This is a genomic window from Thermostichus sp. MS-CIW-37 (assembly GCF_054060065.1).
Genome location: NZ_JBSSCV010000005.1, coordinates 44,758 through 61,323, shown reverse-complemented (window position 1 = coordinate 61,323; position 16,566 = coordinate 44,758). Strand labels below are relative to the sequence as shown.

The window sequence follows — 16,566 nt, the reverse complement described above, 5'->3', positions numbered from 1 at the left end:
CCATGAGCCATCTCCCCTCAGCAATGCCGCCGGTTGCAACAGCGTTGCGTAGCGATATGGGTTCTCGTTGCCAGTTCGATCCGGCCATCAGCCTGGTCAGTTCCGCGCAGATGCAGCGCATTGAGGAGCAGATCTTCTCTGCCGGCATGCCCGTTGCCGCTCTGATGGAGAAGGTGGGGCTGGCCGTTGTTGCTCAGTTGCAGAAGGATTTTCCGCAAGCCCATCGCATTGGGATCCTCTGTGGGACAGGGCACAACGGTGGCGATGGGTTGGTGGTTGGGCGGGAGCTATGGCTGGCCCAAAAGTCGGTGAAGGTGTGGCTGGGCAAGCCGGATCTCAAACCCCTGACGGCAGACCACGCCCGCTATCTCAAGGCGCTGGGGGCAGAGTTTGTGGAGAGTCTTGAAGAGCTGGCCGATTGCGATTTGTTAATTGATGCCCTGTTTGGGATCGGTCTGAACCGGCCTTTGGGGGAGCCTTGGGCGGGGGCGGTGGGGTGGGCCAATGGCAGTGGGATCCCCATCCTTAGCCTGGATTTGCCGTCTGGCCTCAACGACCAAACCGGGGAAGTCTGGGGCTGCTGCATTCGCGCCAGCCATACCTATGCCCTCGGCCTTTGGAAACGGGGGCTGTGGCAAGAGGCGGCTCTGCCTTGGGTAGGGCGGTTGCATCGCATTGATTTCGGGATCCCGGATTGGGCCTACCCAGAGGTGGAGGTTTCCCAGTTGTTGCTGCGGCCTTGGCAGCATTTTCCTGCGGATCCCCCTTTGGATACCCACAAATACCGCCAGGGATCCCTGCTAGGGGTGGCAGGCTCGGCGGCCTATGCCGGGGCGGCCCTGTTGGCGGGGCTGGGATCCCGCGCCAGTGGAGTGGGCATGGTGACGATGGCGGTGCCGGCGGAGTTAAAAGGGTTGATCCACAGCGCTTTGCCAGAGGTTTTGGTTCATGCCTGGGAGGGGATCCCTTCTTTGCCGCCGGTGGCTGATCGCGACAGCGGGACGAAGTCCTTGAAACCCTTTCAGGCGGTGGCCGTGGGGCCGGGCTTGGGAGAAACCCGTTTGCCCCTGCTGGAGATCCTGCTGCGGGATTGGGCCGGGATCCCCTGGGTGATCGATGCGGATGGCCTCAATGCTCTCGCTGAGATGGGGGTAGAGCGCTTACGAGAAAAAGGGATCCAAGCCATTCTCACCCCCCACCTGGGGGAATTTCGGCGGCTCTTTCCAGGGATCCCGCTCCACGATCGCATCGAGGCAGCCCAAAGGGCGGCAGCCCAGAGTGGAGCCGTGGTGGTTTTGAAGGGGGCGCGGACGGTGATCGCCTCTCCCACTGGGGAATGCTGGGTGAATCCGGAGAGCACGCCGGCTTTGGCCCGGGGTGGCAGTGGCGATGTCTTGACCGGTTTGATCGGGGGCCTAGTGGCGCGAAGAAGAGCTCAAGCCGATCAACCTTTGGACGCTCCCGCCCTGCTCAGTTGCGCCTGTGCAGGGGTGTGGTGGCATGCTCAGGCGGCTGTCCATCTGGCACGGGAACGCGGCCTAACGGGAGTGGATCCGGCACGGCTGGCGGAGCATTTGCCCCAGGTGCTGCAAGCTCTTCAACAGGAGCAAGTTGTCCATACCGTGTCGCAGGCGGGTGAATAAATACTCTAAGTCATAGCCCAAGCCTTCCTGCTTGCTCCTACCCTCCACTAGGGGTCACCCGGTAAAGGGCACAGGAATAGAATTCTGGCTGGTTACTCGAAAGCCTTGGACAGGCCACCAAACCAAAGCCCGCATCCTCCACCACTGTCTTCTCCGGCTGCAAGCTAAAATCCTGCGGGATCCGGAAAATCGGACTCAGGGATCCCTGAGGGGACACCCGTGCCAACCCACTGCGCCAAGACCCTTCTGCATCTTCCAAAAGACGACTCTGCCCCAACAAAGCCACTAAGTTGGCTCCTTGTGGGTCAATATCCCGGATGGGTACAGAATCTCCACCATTTTGTTCTCGTATCACCCGCCCATCCACCACTACCGCTAGCCCCTGACTGGGATTGGCCTTGAGAATACTCGGATTCCCTTGGTTATTGGCCAGAAAATAATACTCCTGCCCGACGAGCTTGGTTGCGGAGTTATCCGAGATAAGCGAAAACCCAGGCGGGAAAAAAGCACTCAAATCCATCACCTGAGTGGTTTGCCCTGTGGCATCCACCTGCAGCAACTCCTGACCACAACAGGAACGCAGCCAATCCCGACTTTGCCGAGCCATAATCACCGGGAAGCTATACCGGGTGAAAACGACGCTATTGCCCACCTGAACGAGGTTGGATAGGTATTCTGCAGTTCCTCTTCCGAAGGCCCCAAATGGGAGATCATCCACAAACGTCGAGACTTGGCCCTGGGCATTCACTTTGTTCAAAACCCCCACATTCCGGGTTCCAACCCCTGCATCAAAGCTCCGAGTGCCTTTCAGCAGCATCACCCCATCTTCAAATGCACCGATTCTGCGGAACCACTCTGAATAGCCTGGCCATTCATTTTTTTCTGCCTCCAGCACTGGAATTACCCCTCCAAAAGGGGTGATACGACTCACTCTCTCCCTCCTATCCACACATGTATTGAATGAAAATTGATTACAAACTTCTTCCAGTACCCAATAATCGGAGCCAGATTTCACCAAGTCTCTGACTCGCCCGACACTGGCCAAGGGAGTGAAGGTATAGCCATCGGCCTCAGTGGTTCGATAAGTGCCCCCATACCCGGCCACTGCCTCTCCACCCATAATGGCAACATCAAAAATGCAATCTTCCAAGCTGAATCTTGGGTGCAACTGGATCCCAGAATCCCGACAGATGCGCTCTGCTCCTATGCGTTGGCTTGGGCTAATCTCCGCAAAGCCACTGGGAAAAGACCGGTTACTCAGGCTCTCGCTGCTCTCTCCGGGGCCATAGTCAAACAAAGACTCAGCAGGACTGACCCGCCAACTGTCACCGAAGACTGGGTAAAGCCCGTTAAAGTCCGTCTCGGAGACTAGCTGTCCACTGCGGCTTTGCAGGTCATTGCTGGGGTTGTAGTCGTAGTTGCCCAACAGGCCGCGTACTCGTCCCAAGTATTGGGGGGGTAGCTCCAAGGTAAAACTCAGGTGAGCAAAGGCTGCAGAGTTGGGGAAGTAGGGTTGAACGGTGAGTGTTTCTCCTTCTGGCCAGTTGAGGATGTACTCACCCTGATGGCCACGGAAGAGTTCGTAGCCGTAGCAGCCGCCGGGGGTACAGTTGGGGTCGGGGGTTTCCCATGCAGAGTCTTCGTCTTCTGGGTCTTGGGGCGGGCGTTCGGCTAAGGCGAGGAGCAGGTAGCCACCGGGGGGTAAGTCGGTGAGTTGGCCATCTATTCTCAGTTCCGGGGCAGGGGTGGTGTAGATGGCAACACGATGGGATCCCATTTGGGTGGCAATGGCACGGGTCATGCTGGCGACAGTGCTGCTGCCGAAGGGGCGGAAGCGCGCTTGCAGTTGAAAGTCCAGTTCGGGTACGACACTCTGGCTCAGGATATATTCTCCTACCCCGTGGAAGTCGTAGCGCAACCGGTCCAGGGTGTACAAATGCGGATCCCCTACCCCATCTGCTTTGCCGGCATCAGGATCCGCCTGGGAGGGATCCGGATCGCAATTGGCCCCCGGAGGACAGTATCCCCCGCCTGAGCCACCAGAACCCCCTGAGCCACTAGAGCCGGAACCAGAACCGCCTGTGTAGTTCAACTGTTTGCTGTCTGTGGCAACAAGGGGATCCCCGATGGGCCGACCTTGTGCATCCTTAATTTGGTATTCGGCCCGCGCATCAACTTGCATGTAGACCCGTCCTCCCTGGATGGGCCTGTCCAGGTTGAGGATGGTGGCTTGGGTGGTGAACTCGCCTTTTTCATCCGTTTCCCCTTCTGCGGGGTCAAGCTCACCATTGGTGATGCTAGGGAAGGTGATCTGCACGGGAGGTCGTTTGCCGGAGACATCTTCTACAACTCGACCGCGGGCATCCCGCAAGCGGACTTTCAGTTTCAAGTTGGCTTGCCCTGTAGAGGTTGCAGGAGGAATGAATTCCATTTCCTCAATCTCAAGGTCTAAGCACTGATTGCTTGTGGGATTGAGAGTTTCTGCTGCATCCCCCAGCATTTGGAATATTTTCCGGCGAGCCTCGAAGTTCCGATTGAGGTAAAAGTTGTCAAATCTATGACCGTCAAGAGGTAGAGCATCAGGGCCAAGAGGAGGCACAAGCCTAACATTCCAGTCCAAAGGTTCAAGTAAAGATCTGGATAAGACTGGATTACCCTGAGCATCAGAGATTCCACCAGAGGCTCGAGCAACCTCTCTAACCAAATTGACCACTCTATCTTCATCAAAGGTGACATACAGAGGAATGTCATTGAGGCTAGAGATTGTGGATCCCATCATGTGGGCAACTTGAACCCCACCAAAGAAACAACCTGCAATCTTCTGAGAGGTTGCATTTGCAATTGTCCGCTTGGCAGCATCGACAAATATTGTTCCCTGAGAATTAGAGATAGTTAAGACATGATAACCATCTCTGACATCATCCAAGGCTGGCCAAATGAAATTGTCGTAGAGAGAAGCTATAGTATCTCTTCGAATCATATCCAGATGTTGGTCGGCAATTCTATCCCGAATTGTTTGACCAAGAAGATTAATTAGAGTTTCTTGGACATTAAACCTTTGCAATAGTGGCCTTAGAATATCATTTGCATTTGGGGCTTTTAGAAGAACACGAGCATATTGCCACGCTTGAGGGTCTGACAGTTCTGGCAGTGCTTCCCGAATCTTGAGTGCAATGGATGCAACGATTTGAAAGGTTGGGTTGTCTGCTGCTTGAGTTACATTTCCAGACGCAGTTATTCCTCCCAAAGCCATGTTGTAAGCAAGCCGATAGTTTGCGATGTCTTGCTCGAACCCAATGTTGTCTTTGAGTCGGATCAATACATTCTCTTCATTTCCTCCAATGGCAGCAATGATCTTATCAAGATTTCCTTCTGCGTCATCTTTTGCAGTTGCTAACCCGTTAATATAATAGATTCTAGACTTAAGAATAGATTCAGTAGTATTGAAACCTAGGTTGGGAGAAACGACTGAGTAGATAGTTGATTTGTTCGGTAATGAGCAAGACTTGAGAATAAATATGGATACGCAACAGCATAATAAAATAATGAGACGAATGATATTTTGACGAAACATTCATTTATCCTCTCTACTCAATTACCGAATTGGGTCAGTACATGTCGATTCTTCTGCGCCAACGACTTGTCCAGAGAACTTGGCATCAACTGTTAAATCTGCAATGACTCTTTCTTGAGTGTTAAGCATTTGAAATTGCACTTCCCTTACTGCCTCAGCAACCTCATCAATGAGATCAAATTGATCAACTCCGCCGAATGCCAATCTTGCACATCGCTCTGCTCGGAAACCATCAAGCACTCTTGCACGCACCTGGTCTCGACTATCCCTGTCAACATTCACGATGCTTGCCTGTAAAGCTTTGGCGTATCGCAGCATGGCCTTCCGCTTCAGCTCATCATTGGGATACCGGCGGTAAATCCAGCGCTGCACATCATCGCGCACGCCATCTCCATCGGCATCAATCCCCTCCAAAGTTTGCTTGCCCGCCTCCCCTGGATCCGGTGGCAAATTCGGAAACAATCTATCCAGTTCATCGACCGGGATCATATCTGGAGAGGGATCCTCACCCGGATTTTCTGGCACAAATCCAGTAGTGGGATCAGGATTGGGCTCTTCAATTCTATCCCGAATTGTTTGACCAAGAAGATTAATTAGAGTCTCTTGGACATTAAACCTTTGCAATAGTGGCCTTAGAATATCATTTGCATTTGGGGCTTTTAGAAGAACACGAGCATATTGCCACGCTTGAGGGTCTGACAGTTCTGGCAGTGCTTCCCGAATCTTGAGTGCAATGGATGCAACGATTTGAAAGGTTGGGTTGTCTGCTGCTTGAGTTACATTTCCAGACGCAGTTATTCCTCCCAAAGCCATGTTGTAAGCAAGCCGATAGTTTGCGATGTCTTGCTCGAACCCAATGTTGTCTTTGATTCGGCTCAATACATTCTCTTCATTTCCTCCAATGGCAGCAATGATCCTATCAAGATTTCCTTCTGCGTCACCTATTGCAGTTGCTAACCCGTTAATATAATAGATTTTAGACTTAAGACTAGACTTAAGAATAGATTCAGTAGTATTGAAACCTAGGTTGGGAGAAACGACTGAGTAGATAGTTGATTTGTTCGGTAATGAGCAAGACTTGAGAATCAGTACAGACAGGCAACAGCACAATAAAACAACAAGACGAACAGTATTTCGACCGAACATCCATTTATCCTCACTAATCTAGCGAATTGGGTCAGTACATGTCCATTCTTCTGCGCCAACGACTTGTCCAGAGAACTTGGCATCAACAGTTAAATCTGCAATAACTCTTTCCTGGGTGTTAAGCATTTGAAATTCCACTTCCCTTCTTGCTTCAGCAACTTCATCAATCAGGTCGAATTCATTTGCCCCGCCAAATGCTAACCGCGCACATCGAATTGCTCGGAAACGATCAAGCACTCTTGCACGCACCTGGTCTCGACTATCCCTGTCAACATTCACGATGCTTGCCTGTAAAGCTTTGGCGTATCGCAGCATGGCCTTCCGCTTCAGCTCATCATTGGGATACCGGCGGTAAATCCAGCGCTGCACATCATCACGCACGCCATCTCCATCGGCATCAATCCCCTCTAAAGTCTGCTTGCCTTCTTCCCCCGGATCCGGCGGCAAATTGGGGAACAACCTATCCAGTTCATCGACCGGGATCATATCTGGAGAGGGATCCTCACCCGGCACAAATCCAGTAGTGGGATCAGGATTGGGCTCTTCTTCTGCACTGGGGGTAGAACCTCCCCCGCCACTGCACCCACACAGCAACACCAACACAGAAGAGAGCATCAACATAAGCAGTATCCTGAGGCCGTTCATAATCGCCTTGGTTCTAGCAGTTCAAGTGGCACAAGTGACCCCCACAGGGATCCGGCAATCCTTCTATTGGAGCTACAAGCAACACAAAATTAGGGCAGGGATCCCTAGAAGGAACTCTCTCAGGAGGATCTACCGTTCATCACCCGACAAGAGCAAGACTGGATTTGCAGCCTGATGCTCAAGTAGAAACTAACATCTGCTTCAACAAAGTGCAAGTGCGCTGCAACACACAGGCCCAATCTTTAGATTCGTCAGCGTATGATACGGAGCCCTGAACCTTTAATGGCTGAATCCATCAAGCCAGGTGGTGAGGTCAATCAACGACTGGAACTCCAGCAAGGCTAGACCCAGCTCTTCCAAGCGCTCCACCGATAAAGACCGAATCTGAGCCTCCACCTCCTCAGGCAGGGATCCCATTTTGCCAATCTTCTCAGTGGGAAAAGCAGCCAGAAAGGAGTGACCACCTCAGGGATCCCCGTGGATTGTAGTTGACTGAGCTTGATTAGGGTCTTAGGAACCCCAGCGCTAAACCCAAGATAATAAACAAGCCAAAGCCAATCCGATAAACAATGAACAGCCAGGTGCTGCTGCGCTGCAAAAACTGAATTAGCCAATCGATAGACAAGTAGGAAAAGACGAAGGCCGAAAGCGTCCCCAACCCCTGCGGCAGCAGGGCCTCTGCCTCGAACTCGGAGATAAACTCCACAACCCCCGCCAAAAATAATGCCGGGATCCCCAGCAAGAAGGAGTAGCGAGCGGCAGCCGAGCGCTGCAAATGGAGAAACAGCCCTGCCGTCAGCGTCGAGCCGGAGCGCGACACCCCAGGGATCAGGGACAAAGCTTGGGCCAGCCCTACCCAGATCCCATCCCAAATGCCCAAGCTGTGAAGGTCTCGCTGGCGTTTGCCCGTTTGCTCTGCCCAGCCCAACAACAAAGCCAAGCCAATGGCTGCAGTGGCGATCACCCACAACTGGCGGGGCGGGGATCCCCAAATTGCCTTGATGGCCCAGCCGGCAACCACAATTGGCACTGTTCCCACCAAGATCCCGACCGACAGCCGCCAAGGCTCCTGCTGAAAATCTCGTTCTCGCCAAGCCTTCCAAGAGCCGAGGATCAACTGGCGCAGGTCAGAGGCAAAGTAGATCAGCACCGCCCCCAAACTGCCCAACTGGATCACCGCCGTAAACGAAGCTCCCGCATCCGGCCACCCCACCAAAGCCGGAAACACCCGCAGATGGGCCGTGCTGCTAATGGGAAGAAATTCGGTGATCCCCTGCACCATGCCCAAAATCAGAGCTTGCCACCAATTGGGATACCAGGTGTCAGCAAGCAACAAGGTAAACACTCCCCCACCCAAACTTGCCGGATTTGCACAATCCCCATTCTTAGAAAAACTCAGAACTCCGGCTTTTTCCAGCAGCCCATACCACGGCGAACAAACACTTGCAGAGGGATCCCACCCCAACTGGCCGGGAACTTGGGTGTCGCTGTCCCAGACCCGCAAAAGGGCTGTGCCTATAGGATCGCCGCAAAGATCAACAGTAGGTCAGATCATCGGGTCAATAGATCAGAAGCCAATCCGCTCTGGGTCTTCAATGGTAATCAGCCAGTTGCCCACATTCCGGAAGAGGGGGTTGGGTTCCGTACCCCGTACCCGCGCCTCCACACGGTAGATACCGGCAGATGAAGGGTTGCGCACGTTGGAGAGCACCAGACGGATCTCCTGACCGGCAGCAATGGGTTGACGGGCCACCACCTCTAGAGAGCGAAACTCCTCGTTCCAGTACACTTGATCCAGCTCTACAGGCCGGCCTTCTACCTCCAGGCGGACACTTTCCGGATCGATGCGGCCATCGAAATTCCTGTCCCCGTTGATCTGCACTTCTGCCACCGCCACATTCTGGGGGGGAATGGTCAGGCGATAGCGATCCAAACGACTGCGAACCCCGCCAAAATCGAGCCGATAGCTGAGGACAGGTACCCCTTCACTGCCGGTGATCACCAAACCCGACTGCGCCTCTGCAGAATGGGGCATCACCAGGGATCCCAGGCTCCCCATCAACAGGCCCGCCAAGGCCAGCCTCATGCCTCGCCGAGCAAGGCCAAGTTCCTGCGAACATTTCCCTGCTCTCATCACTGCTCTCAACACCCAAACCTCCGCTGGTTGAAACACCTCAGCACCTTCAAAGCTCACTAGCGCGGCCTGTAGACAGCCTGACCGATGGCAAGCAAGGCCGACGCCTCGCCGTCCATTGTAGAGGATGGGATCCCCTCTACCGAGAGAGCCTAGGGCTCACCGGGGTGCGCAAGTACGCAGTTCTGGCAGAGATCTCAACAAGAACTTTGGGCCACCATACCCACAGTGCAGCCCCCCACAGCGCCGATTGCAACGGCAAGATGCCCCTGCCCTTCTACTGCTTCTTCACTTGAGGAAACTCAGCACCCCCACCCCGATCACCATCAGCACCCAGAGCAGGGATCCCACCAAAATCACATTCTTGGCCCGGCTCCAGTCGCTGGCTGAGCTGTAGAGCACTGGCACCGCCACCACCAAGAGCAAGCTGTAAAGCACCAACACCAACAAAGCAATTTGGAAAACGAGCATCATCTTTCGGATCCCTCACAAAAGTCTTGTCTTGGATAAAAGCTCCCGGTAACACCGGACGGCAGCAGGATAGAAAGGATAACGCTTTGACTATACCAAAATGGGATCCCTCTCAAAGCCAAATCCGTTGGGGCAGTTGATGGACTCACCTGGATACAGGCTGGATGCGGAAGGGGTTAAAGTCGGTTGCCACATCGAAGTAGTCTTCTTGTTCTTGCTGCTTTAGCCAGCCGGTAATGGCATAGGTCAGGGGCGTAAACGCCACCTCAACGGCACACTTGAACACATAGTTGGAGAGTATTAAGCTGCCCAGGCCGGGGAACACCCCCCAAAAAGCCAAAGTGACAAACAGACCCGTGTCCACCGCTTGGCCCACCAAGGTAGAGCCGATGGTGCGCGTCCACAGCCACCGTCCCCGCGTCCACACCTTCATCCGGGCCAGTACGTAGGCGTTGGCAAAGCTGCCTCCCCAATAGGCGATTAAGCTGGCCAGGACAATGCGGGGCGTCAGGCCCAGAATCTGGTCGTAGGCTTCTTGATAGGGCCAGTCGGGGGCCGCAGGCAGGGATCCCACGATCATGAACGTTACCGACATGAGGGCCGCCGAGATAAATCCCAGCCAGATCACCCGTCGCGAGCGGGCATAGCCATAGACTTCGGTGAGGATGTCGCCAAAGATATAGCTGAGGGGGAAAAGAATGGTGCCCCCGTCAAAGGTAAAGGGCCCCAGAAGAACGATCTTGCTGGAAGCAACGTTGGAGATCAGCAGCACGGCCACAAATAGAGCCGTCACCGCATCCAGGTGTCGGTAGGCGCGCTCAAAGCTTTGCTCAGCCATCAAGACCCCCCAATAGTTTACGGATATGCCGCAGCTCTTTGACGATTAGGGCTAAGCCCTGGCTGTGCCGTTCCACTTCGCTGGTGAGCTTACGGATTTGCTCTTCTAGGTTAGCGCTGTGAGACTCCTGACGATCTAGGCGCTGGTTGAGGTTGGCAAGCCGCGTCACTACTTCCCGCTGGATCAGGTTTTCCGTACCTTGGATAAGCAGCGTCTCGATGGCGGTGAGCCGGTTCAGAATCAGTTGGGTGTTGGTTTCGGATCCCGGCTCCAGTGCGGCGGCAGGAGCGACCTGGAGGGCCTTTTGGATGCGAGCCAAAAGGGCATCTGCCTCAAACGGTTTCTCGATAAAGTCAAAATCGACAAAGGGCTCAGGGATGCGGGCAGTCACCTGTTCCTTCAGCCCCGACATCATGATGATAGGAGTATTTTTCAGACTGTCTTCGCGGCGGATGGCCTGCAAGGTGTCGTAGCCATCCATCTTGGGCATGACAAAATCCAGCAGGATCAGGTCGGGGTGATGTTTTTTGGCCGCTTCCAGCCCTGTCAACCCGTCTTTGGCCTCCACCACTTGGAACTGATCGGCCAAGATGCTGGCCACCATCTTGCGAATCATGATGCTATCGTCAATGACCAACACCGTCTTGGTTGTCATGCTGAGGCGCTCCCTCTTCCCATTATCAAATCGACCTGATCAGCCCCTTCCTCCAGCTCATAGGGCAATCGGGGACATCCTTTTGAGGACACCACTAGAGTACTCCCCTGCTTGGCCAGATGGGGTGTGCTCAGGGATCCAATTCCGCCAGGTTTTCCCCGCGCCCAGCGGCTGCCGGCCCGGCGTGGCCGCCTTGCTATAATTAAGTGTAAACAAACGTTAAGCCTTCATTCTTCATTCGCACCTTGCAGGGTTATGAGCCTACAACTAAGTCCTGAGCTGTCGCTGCCGATCCCATCTCCAGTCGGAGAAGCTGCCTACCGCGCTTTTCAGTGGGGCAAAAACATCTTCGGCTTTGCCCACAAAGCGCTCTCCACCCAAGCTTCAGATCTGATGCTCTCCGTGCTCAGGGATCTGCAAAGCTTCTCCTCCGGGAGGACCCCGCCGCCGCGGGCCAAGGTGCGGGTGAGCGCTGACACGCTACAGGTGTTGCGGGCCCGTTACGAACAACTCCTGCAAGCGGACTGGCAAGATGCTGAGGCAGGGTACTACCCTCACGCGCTCCTGTTCGACAACCCCTGGCTGGACTTTGCCCGCTATTACCCGCAGGTGTGGTTGGATTTGCCGCAAATTACTCGGCGGGTTCACAGCAAGCGTTACCAAGAGTTTTCTCAAGACATCTCCACCGAGGGCTATCCGAAATACTACCTGCAAAATTTCCATTACCAAACCAACGGCTACCTGAGCGACAGCTCGGCTGAGCTTTATGACCTGCAGGTGGAGCTGCTGTTTGGGGGCACAGCGGATGCAATGCGCCGTCGGGTGATTCGCCTGCTCAAAGATGCGTTGGATCCCACCTTGGTCAGCCCCCACATCCTCGATGTAGCCTGTGGCACGGGGCGGATGCTGCGCTTGCTGCGGGGATCCCTGCCCAAAGCGGCTTTGTATGGCCTGGATCTTTCTCCTGCCTATCTGCGCAAGGCCAACCGACTGTTGCAGGAGCTGCCGGGGGAGCTGCCCCAGCTTATCCGCGCCAACGCCGAGGCCATGCCCTATGCCGATGCCACCTTTGACGCCGTCATCAGCGTTTTTCTCTTTCATGAGCTGCCTGGCCCGGCCAGACAAAATGTCATCAACGAGATGAGTCGGGTGGTGAAGCCAGGGGGCGTGGTGGTCATCTGCGACTCGGTGCAACTGCTGGATTCGCCAGAGCTGAAGGAGACGATGGAAGCCTTTATGCAAACCTTCCACGAACCCTACTACCGCGACTACATCCACGACGATCTGGGGTTGCGCCTGCAACAGGCAGGCTGTGCGGTGTTGCGCCGGGAGACTCACTATGTCAGCGCCTACACCCTAGCCCGTAAGGGTTGAGCGCCCCTTCCACAAGCTTAATGAGGAAGAGTAAATCGGCGGTCACTTGTCCAGAGGGTGTATAGTAGTTTTAGACACGAAACCTTGGATAAGAAGACGGGTCACTAACTGGATAACCCTTGGGTGCAAGTCCGTCTAAGATCTTTTTCTTGTGCTTAGGCTCATGTCCCACCCCCATGGATCCCTCCGCGCCGGCATTACTGCTCTCAAGCAGGAGCGCTACCTGGAGGCGATCAACCTTCTCGAGTCGTTCTGCTACTGCTGTTCCATCCAAGAGAGACAGGAGCACCGCCTGAGCGAGCGCAATGGCTCTAGGGCAGATCCGGAAGAGTGCGTTTTGGCTCGTGTAGCTCTGATCATGGCATATCAGGGCAGTGGTGACTTGGAGCGCTCAACTGCCCTTTGCCAAGAGCTGTTGGAGGAGAAGGAAACTCCTGAGTCCGCTCCCTGGGCTCGGGAATGGGCAGCTCAGGCTCTACCTACCCTCAAGCAGGCTTCAGAACACTCCATGCCCCCTGAGGAAGTCATGGCGCGGCTACCCGTTCTCCGGCAGTTGGAAGACTGTCAGCCGCTGTGTAGCTCCCGCGATCCGGCTCCGCATCTGCTCAAATCTGCCTCTCTCTGAGGGAGAGGATCTGCAAGGAGCGGTGGACGCTCGGCTCTAGCCTTTATTCTCAACACAGTTCCACAGCAATCTTATGTCTGCTGCCGAACCGACTACCTATCATTTTGTCGTTGCCAGCCTGTCTTTCTTACGTTCTGAGCCTCTGGAAGAGGTGCTGGAGGAGCGTCGTCGATACTGCGAGGAGCGCCATTGCCCTGTCGATTTCTTCTGGGTGCCCCAGCCGGCCTTCATGGAAGCTCCAGAGTTAAAGCCCCTGCGGGACAAGTTGAAGGAGCCCCTGGGGGCAGTGGTATCCACCAACGCGGATTTTATTCGTTGGCTGAGCCTGCGCTTAACCTTTGTAGAGAAGGGCAGCTTTGTGGCTCCAAGCGAGTCGATCCCGGATCCCTTGCGCTCCTTGTCTGCCGCAGGAAGCTAGGCCTGCCGATTCCCAAGATTTGGGTTGGTGGATTGGAAGGCGGGCCAAGATAAGATCGGGGCACCCCATTTCCACTTTTGTTTGCTGACGGGATCCCATTCTGTTGTGGGGCCGACGTCGGGGAAATGGGCAGGTCACCTGGGGAGCATGATGACTTTGGAGCAACGATGGGGCTGGCCGGAGGGAGGGGCAGGGATCTGCCACCCCAGTTCCCCTCTCCAGAATCCCCCACCTGCGTCAACGCCAACTTGGGGGCTGAAGTCAGAAGCTCTCTTGCCTGAGCCGACAGCAAGCCCCGCCCTCAGCTCGCCGGAGTGTTCTCCTGGGGATCCCCTGCCGGAGCCACCTCCTGAGGATCCCGAAAAAGGGCAAAAGGAAGAGGAAGATCAAGGTCTGGCTGAGCCGGGCCTGAGAAACTTTCTTGCCGTGCTGCGCCGACGCAATTTCCTGCTGCTGTGGATGGGGCAGGTGTGTTCGCAGTTGGCGGACAAGGTGTTATTGGTGCTGCTGATCGGCTTGGTTGCCCGCGAATTTCAACCCGAAGGGGCTTCCATCAGCGGTTGGGTCTCGGCCATCATGCTGGCTTTTACGCTGCCGGCGATGCTATTGGGCAGCCTGGCAGGGGTATTTGTGGATCGCTGGCTGAAAAAAGGGGTGTTGGTGCTCTCCAACCTGGGGCGTGGGATCCTAGTGCTGCTGTTGCCGCCGCTGCTCTGGCTCACTGCCGGGCGCGACCTTTGGCCGGGGATCCCCTTGGGGTTTGCGGGGCTGTTGCTGGTGAGCTTTGCCGTCTCGGTTCTGACCCAGTTTTTTGCTCCTGCCGAGCAGGCGACTTTGCCCCTGATCCTGCCGAAGCGAGAGCTGCTGGCGGCCAACTCCCTGTACACCACCACGATGATGGCTTCGCTGATCGTCGGGTTTGCCGTGGGGGAGCCGCTGTTAACCCTGGCAGATCGTTGGGTACGCCATTGGTTGCCGGGCTGGGAAGTGGGGCCGGAGCTGTTGGTGGGGGGAGCCTACCTCTTGGCGGGATCCCTGCTATTGCTGCTGCAACCCCACGAGAAGCTAGAGCCCCGGCGTTGGGAAGTCCCCCACCTCTGGGAAGATCTCCGCTTGGGCCTGCAATATGTCAGCCAGATGCCCCTGATCCGAGCTGCCTTGGTGCAGGTGGTGGTGCTCTACTCGCTGTTTGCGGCGCTGGCAGTGTTGGCGGTGCGCATGGCAGAAGTGATGGCAGAGCTGAAGCCAGATCAGTTCGGGGTGTTGTTGGCCGCTGCCGGCCTGGGCATGGGGATCGGCGCCTTTTGGGTCGGCCATACGGGCCGACGGGTGAGCCGCCGCGCCTGGATTGGGCTGGGATCCCTGCTGCTCTGTGGGGCTCTGGCAGCCCTATCCTGGACGACCCACTGGTTGCTGCCCAGCTTGGGCTGGATTGCCCTGTTGGGCTGTGGGGGGGCTTTGGTGGCGGTGCCGATGCAAACCTTGATCCAAGAGGAAACGCCTGACCATCTGCGAGGCAAGATCTTTGGGCTCCAGAACAACGCCGCCAACATTGCCCTCAGTTTGCCGCTGGTGTTCACGGGATTGGCAGAAGCCCGCCTTGGCCTTCCCTGGATGTTTTTGGCCCTGTCTGTTCTGGCGGGGCTGGCGGGGCTGTACACCTGGAGCCTATTGGGCAGAGAGGTCTCGTAAATCCTGCCGCAGCGCGAGGTTGGATATCCTCTTCCGAGGGGACGGGCCAAGGCAGGAGCTAACTCTGCTACTCTTGTAGAGGCTTGAGCATCGAGACTCCCTTTGCAGCTCAGCGTTTTAGCTCCGCGGGGATCCGCCCATGCACATCGCCTGGATAGGCAAAAAAACACCTTTCTGTGGCAACGTCACCTATAGCCGCGAGGTGACCAACGGCCTTTTGGATCGGGGACATCAGGTTAGCTTTTTTCACTTCACCAACGACGGCCAATCGCCCGCTCTGGATCCCGGTGGTGAAGGCTGGAGGGCGGAGCTGGATCGTCGAGACGTTTCCCTCCCCTGTCTGTACAAATCGCAGATTTACACGATCCCGGCCCCCAACGCCAAGCGGTTGCTCACCCAGGCTCTCAAGGAATTGCAGCCGGATCTGGTGCATGCCTCCTTGACCATTTCTCCCATCGACTTTGTGTTGCCGGAGATCTGCGCTGAGCTCAACCAGCCGCTGGTGGCTACTTTCCACCCTGCCTTCGACCGACGGCGGCGCAACATCGCCTCTCGCACCCAATACTTGGCCTACCAGCTCTACGCACCGTGTTTGGCCAACTATCACCGCACCATCGTCTTCTCGGAAACGCAGCGGGAGATCTTGGTCAAGCTGGGGGTGCGCCCCCAACAGGTGGTGGTCATTCCCAATGGGGTCGATGTGGACAAGTATGCGCCTGGGCCCTCCACCCTCAAACAGCGGTTGGGACTGGAGCGGATCTTCGTCTATCAGGGGCGGGTTTCGCCGGAGAAAAACCTGGAGGCCCTGCTCAAGGCTTGGAAACACTCCCAAATGGGGGAGAAGTGTGGTCTGCTGATCGTGGGGGATGGGCCGCTGCTCAACACCCTCAAGCCCTTCTACACCCTTCAACATGGGATCCACTGGCTGGGCTATATTGCCGACGAGCAGCAACGCATCGAGATCTTGCGAGGAGCCGATGTGTTTATTTTGCCCTCTTTAATCGAGGGGCTCTCTTTGTCCCTGTTGGAGGCGATGGCCTGTGGGCTGGCAGCAGTGGCCACCGATGTGGGTGCCGATGGCGAGGTTTTGGCCGATGGAGCCGGGATCCTGCTGGATCCGACACGGGTGACGGCGGAGCTGCAAACGCTGTTGCCTTTGCTGCGGGATCAACGGGAGTTTACCCAACTGCTGGGGATGAAGGCCCGCCAGCGGGTGCTGGAGCGCTATACCCTCAGCCACAACATCAACCAGGTGGAACAGCTCTACCGGGAACTGTGCCAGGGATCCCGTCAGCCTCGCCGGGTGTGAGGGAAAATGAGGATCTTGATCTTTGTGTGATAAAGCTTGTGA

The 16,566-nt window shown here is 55.8% G+C and carries 15 protein-coding genes; 6 read left to right on the top strand and 9 right to left on the bottom strand.

The annotated features are described in order from the left end of the window. The first annotated feature begins 2 nt into the window (after positions 1-2). Positions 3-1,643, top strand: coding sequence for an NAD(P)H-hydrate dehydratase (locus ACVWYZ_RS03810; protein WP_457466125.1), 1,641 nt, complete (start codon positions 3-5; stop codon positions 1,641-1,643). Positions 1,644-1,680: 37 nt separating this feature from the next. Here the strand turns inward: ACVWYZ_RS03810 and ACVWYZ_RS03805 are convergent, their stop codons facing one another. From ACVWYZ_RS03805 to ACVWYZ_RS03765, 9 genes are all read right to left on the bottom strand, one after another. Then, entirely contained in the window at positions 1,681-4,074 is a 2,394-nt protein-coding gene (locus ACVWYZ_RS03805) for a VWD domain-containing protein (protein ID WP_457466123.1), read from the bottom strand. Positions 4,075-5,238: 1,164 nt separating this feature from the next. Further along, on the bottom strand, positions 5,239-6,363 hold the full coding sequence (locus tag ACVWYZ_RS03800; protein WP_457466122.1) for a hypothetical protein: 1,125 nt from the start codon (positions 6,361-6,363) through the stop codon (positions 5,239-5,241). A gap of 18 nt (positions 6,364-6,381) precedes the next feature. Beyond that, positions 6,382-6,984: a hypothetical protein gene (locus ACVWYZ_RS03795; RefSeq protein ID WP_457466120.1), complete on the bottom strand. Its 603-nt coding sequence runs from the start codon at positions 6,982-6,984 to the stop codon at positions 6,382-6,384. 303 nt (positions 6,985-7,287) lie between these two features. Beyond that, entirely contained in the window at positions 7,288-7,425 is a 138-nt protein-coding gene (locus tag ACVWYZ_RS03790) for a DUF4351 domain-containing protein (protein WP_414374584.1), read from the bottom strand. Between the two features lie 85 nt (positions 7,426-7,510). After that, positions 7,511-8,353 (bottom strand): undecaprenyl-diphosphate phosphatase, encoded by an 843-nt coding sequence (locus ACVWYZ_RS03785; protein WP_457466118.1) that lies wholly within the window; start codon positions 8,351-8,353, stop codon positions 7,511-7,513. Positions 8,354-8,575: 222 nt separating this feature from the next. Beyond that, on the bottom strand, positions 8,576-9,094 hold the full coding sequence (locus tag ACVWYZ_RS03780) for a DUF2808 domain-containing protein (protein WP_414374581.1): 519 nt from the start codon (positions 9,092-9,094) through the stop codon (positions 8,576-8,578). A 336-nt stretch (positions 9,095-9,430) separates the two neighbouring features. Continuing rightward, a complete protein-coding gene (gene psbZ, locus ACVWYZ_RS03775; RefSeq protein ID WP_011433643.1) occupies positions 9,431-9,616 on the bottom strand; it encodes a photosystem II reaction center protein PsbZ in 186 nt (61 codons plus the stop codon). Between the two features lie 142 nt (positions 9,617-9,758). Continuing rightward, a complete protein-coding gene (locus ACVWYZ_RS03770) occupies positions 9,759-10,451 on the bottom strand; it encodes a queuosine precursor transporter (protein WP_457466116.1) in 693 nt (230 codons plus the stop codon). Further along, positions 10,444-11,106 carry a response regulator gene (locus ACVWYZ_RS03765; RefSeq protein ID WP_457466114.1) on the bottom strand — a complete coding sequence of 221 codons (663 nt, stop codon included), beginning with the start codon at positions 11,104-11,106 and terminating at the stop codon, positions 10,444-10,446. Before ACVWYZ_RS03765 ends, ACVWYZ_RS03770 begins: the two co-directional genes overlap by 8 nt. Positions 11,107-11,361: 255 nt before the next feature. Between ACVWYZ_RS03765 and ACVWYZ_RS03760 the strand changes: the two genes are divergently transcribed. The 5 genes from ACVWYZ_RS03760 to ACVWYZ_RS03740 all read left to right on the top strand — a co-directional run bounded on the left by ACVWYZ_RS03760 (position 11,362) and on the right by ACVWYZ_RS03740 (position 16,524). Next, on the top strand, positions 11,362-12,480 hold the full coding sequence (locus tag ACVWYZ_RS03760; RefSeq protein ID WP_457466112.1) for a class I SAM-dependent methyltransferase: 1,119 nt from the start codon (positions 11,362-11,364) through the stop codon (positions 12,478-12,480). A gap of 163 nt (positions 12,481-12,643) precedes the next feature. Further along, positions 12,644-13,105: a hypothetical protein gene (locus ACVWYZ_RS03755; RefSeq protein WP_457396161.1), complete on the top strand. Its 462-nt coding sequence runs from the start codon at positions 12,644-12,646 to the stop codon at positions 13,103-13,105. A 73-nt stretch (positions 13,106-13,178) separates the two neighbouring features. Then, entirely contained in the window at positions 13,179-13,523 is a 345-nt protein-coding gene (locus ACVWYZ_RS03750; RefSeq protein ID WP_414329330.1) for an MgPME-cyclase complex family protein, read from the top strand. A gap of 147 nt (positions 13,524-13,670) precedes the next feature. Beyond that, on the top strand, positions 13,671-15,215 hold the full coding sequence (locus tag ACVWYZ_RS03745) for an MFS transporter (RefSeq protein WP_457466110.1): 1,545 nt from the start codon (positions 13,671-13,673) through the stop codon (positions 15,213-15,215). 139 nt (positions 15,216-15,354) lie between these two features. After that, positions 15,355-16,524: a glycosyltransferase family 4 protein gene (locus ACVWYZ_RS03740; protein ID WP_414374574.1), complete on the top strand. Its 1,170-nt coding sequence runs from the start codon at positions 15,355-15,357 to the stop codon at positions 16,522-16,524. Positions 16,525-16,566: the final 42 nt, after the last annotated feature.

Coding starts and splice junctions, on each gene's coding strand:
- ACVWYZ_RS03755 (WP_457396161.1), top strand. CDS start 12,644: ATGTCCCACCCCCATGGATCCCTCCGCGCCGGCATTACTGCTCTCAAG.
- ACVWYZ_RS03765 (WP_457466114.1), bottom strand. CDS start 11,106: ATGACAACCAAGACGGTGTTGGTCATTGACGATAGCATCATGATTCGC.
- ACVWYZ_RS03745 (WP_457466110.1), top strand. CDS start 13,671: ATGATGACTTTGGAGCAACGATGGGGCTGGCCGGAGGGAGGGGCAGGG.
- ACVWYZ_RS03750 (WP_414329330.1), top strand. CDS start 13,179: ATGTCTGCTGCCGAACCGACTACCTATCATTTTGTCGTTGCCAGCCTG.
- ACVWYZ_RS03770 (WP_457466116.1), bottom strand. CDS start 10,451: ATGGCTGAGCAAAGCTTTGAGCGCGCCTACCGACACCTGGATGCGGTG.
- ACVWYZ_RS03810 (WP_457466125.1), top strand. CDS start 3: ATGAGCCATCTCCCCTCAGCAATGCCGCCGGTTGCAACAGCGTTGCGT.
- ACVWYZ_RS03780 (WP_414374581.1), bottom strand. CDS start 9,094: ATGAGGCTGGCCTTGGCGGGCCTGTTGATGGGGAGCCTGGGATCCCTG.
- ACVWYZ_RS03805 (WP_457466123.1), bottom strand. CDS start 4,074: ATGGAATTCATTCCTCCTGCAACCTCTACAGGGCAAGCCAACTTGAAA.
- ACVWYZ_RS03790 (WP_414374584.1), bottom strand. CDS start 7,425: ATGGGATCCCTGCCTGAGGAGGTGGAGGCTCAGATTCGGTCTTTATCG.
- ACVWYZ_RS03740 (WP_414374574.1), top strand. CDS start 15,355: ATGCACATCGCCTGGATAGGCAAAAAAACACCTTTCTGTGGCAACGTC.
- psbZ (WP_011433643.1), bottom strand. CDS start 9,616: ATGATGCTCGTTTTCCAAATTGCTTTGTTGGTGTTGGTGCTTTACAGC.
- ACVWYZ_RS03800 (WP_457466122.1), bottom strand. CDS start 6,363: ATGTTCGGTCGAAATACTGTTCGTCTTGTTGTTTTATTGTGCTGTTGC.
- ACVWYZ_RS03795 (WP_457466120.1), bottom strand. CDS start 6,984: ATGTTGATGCTCTCTTCTGTGTTGGTGTTGCTGTGTGGGTGCAGTGGC.
- ACVWYZ_RS03760 (WP_457466112.1), top strand. CDS start 11,362: ATGAGCCTACAACTAAGTCCTGAGCTGTCGCTGCCGATCCCATCTCCA.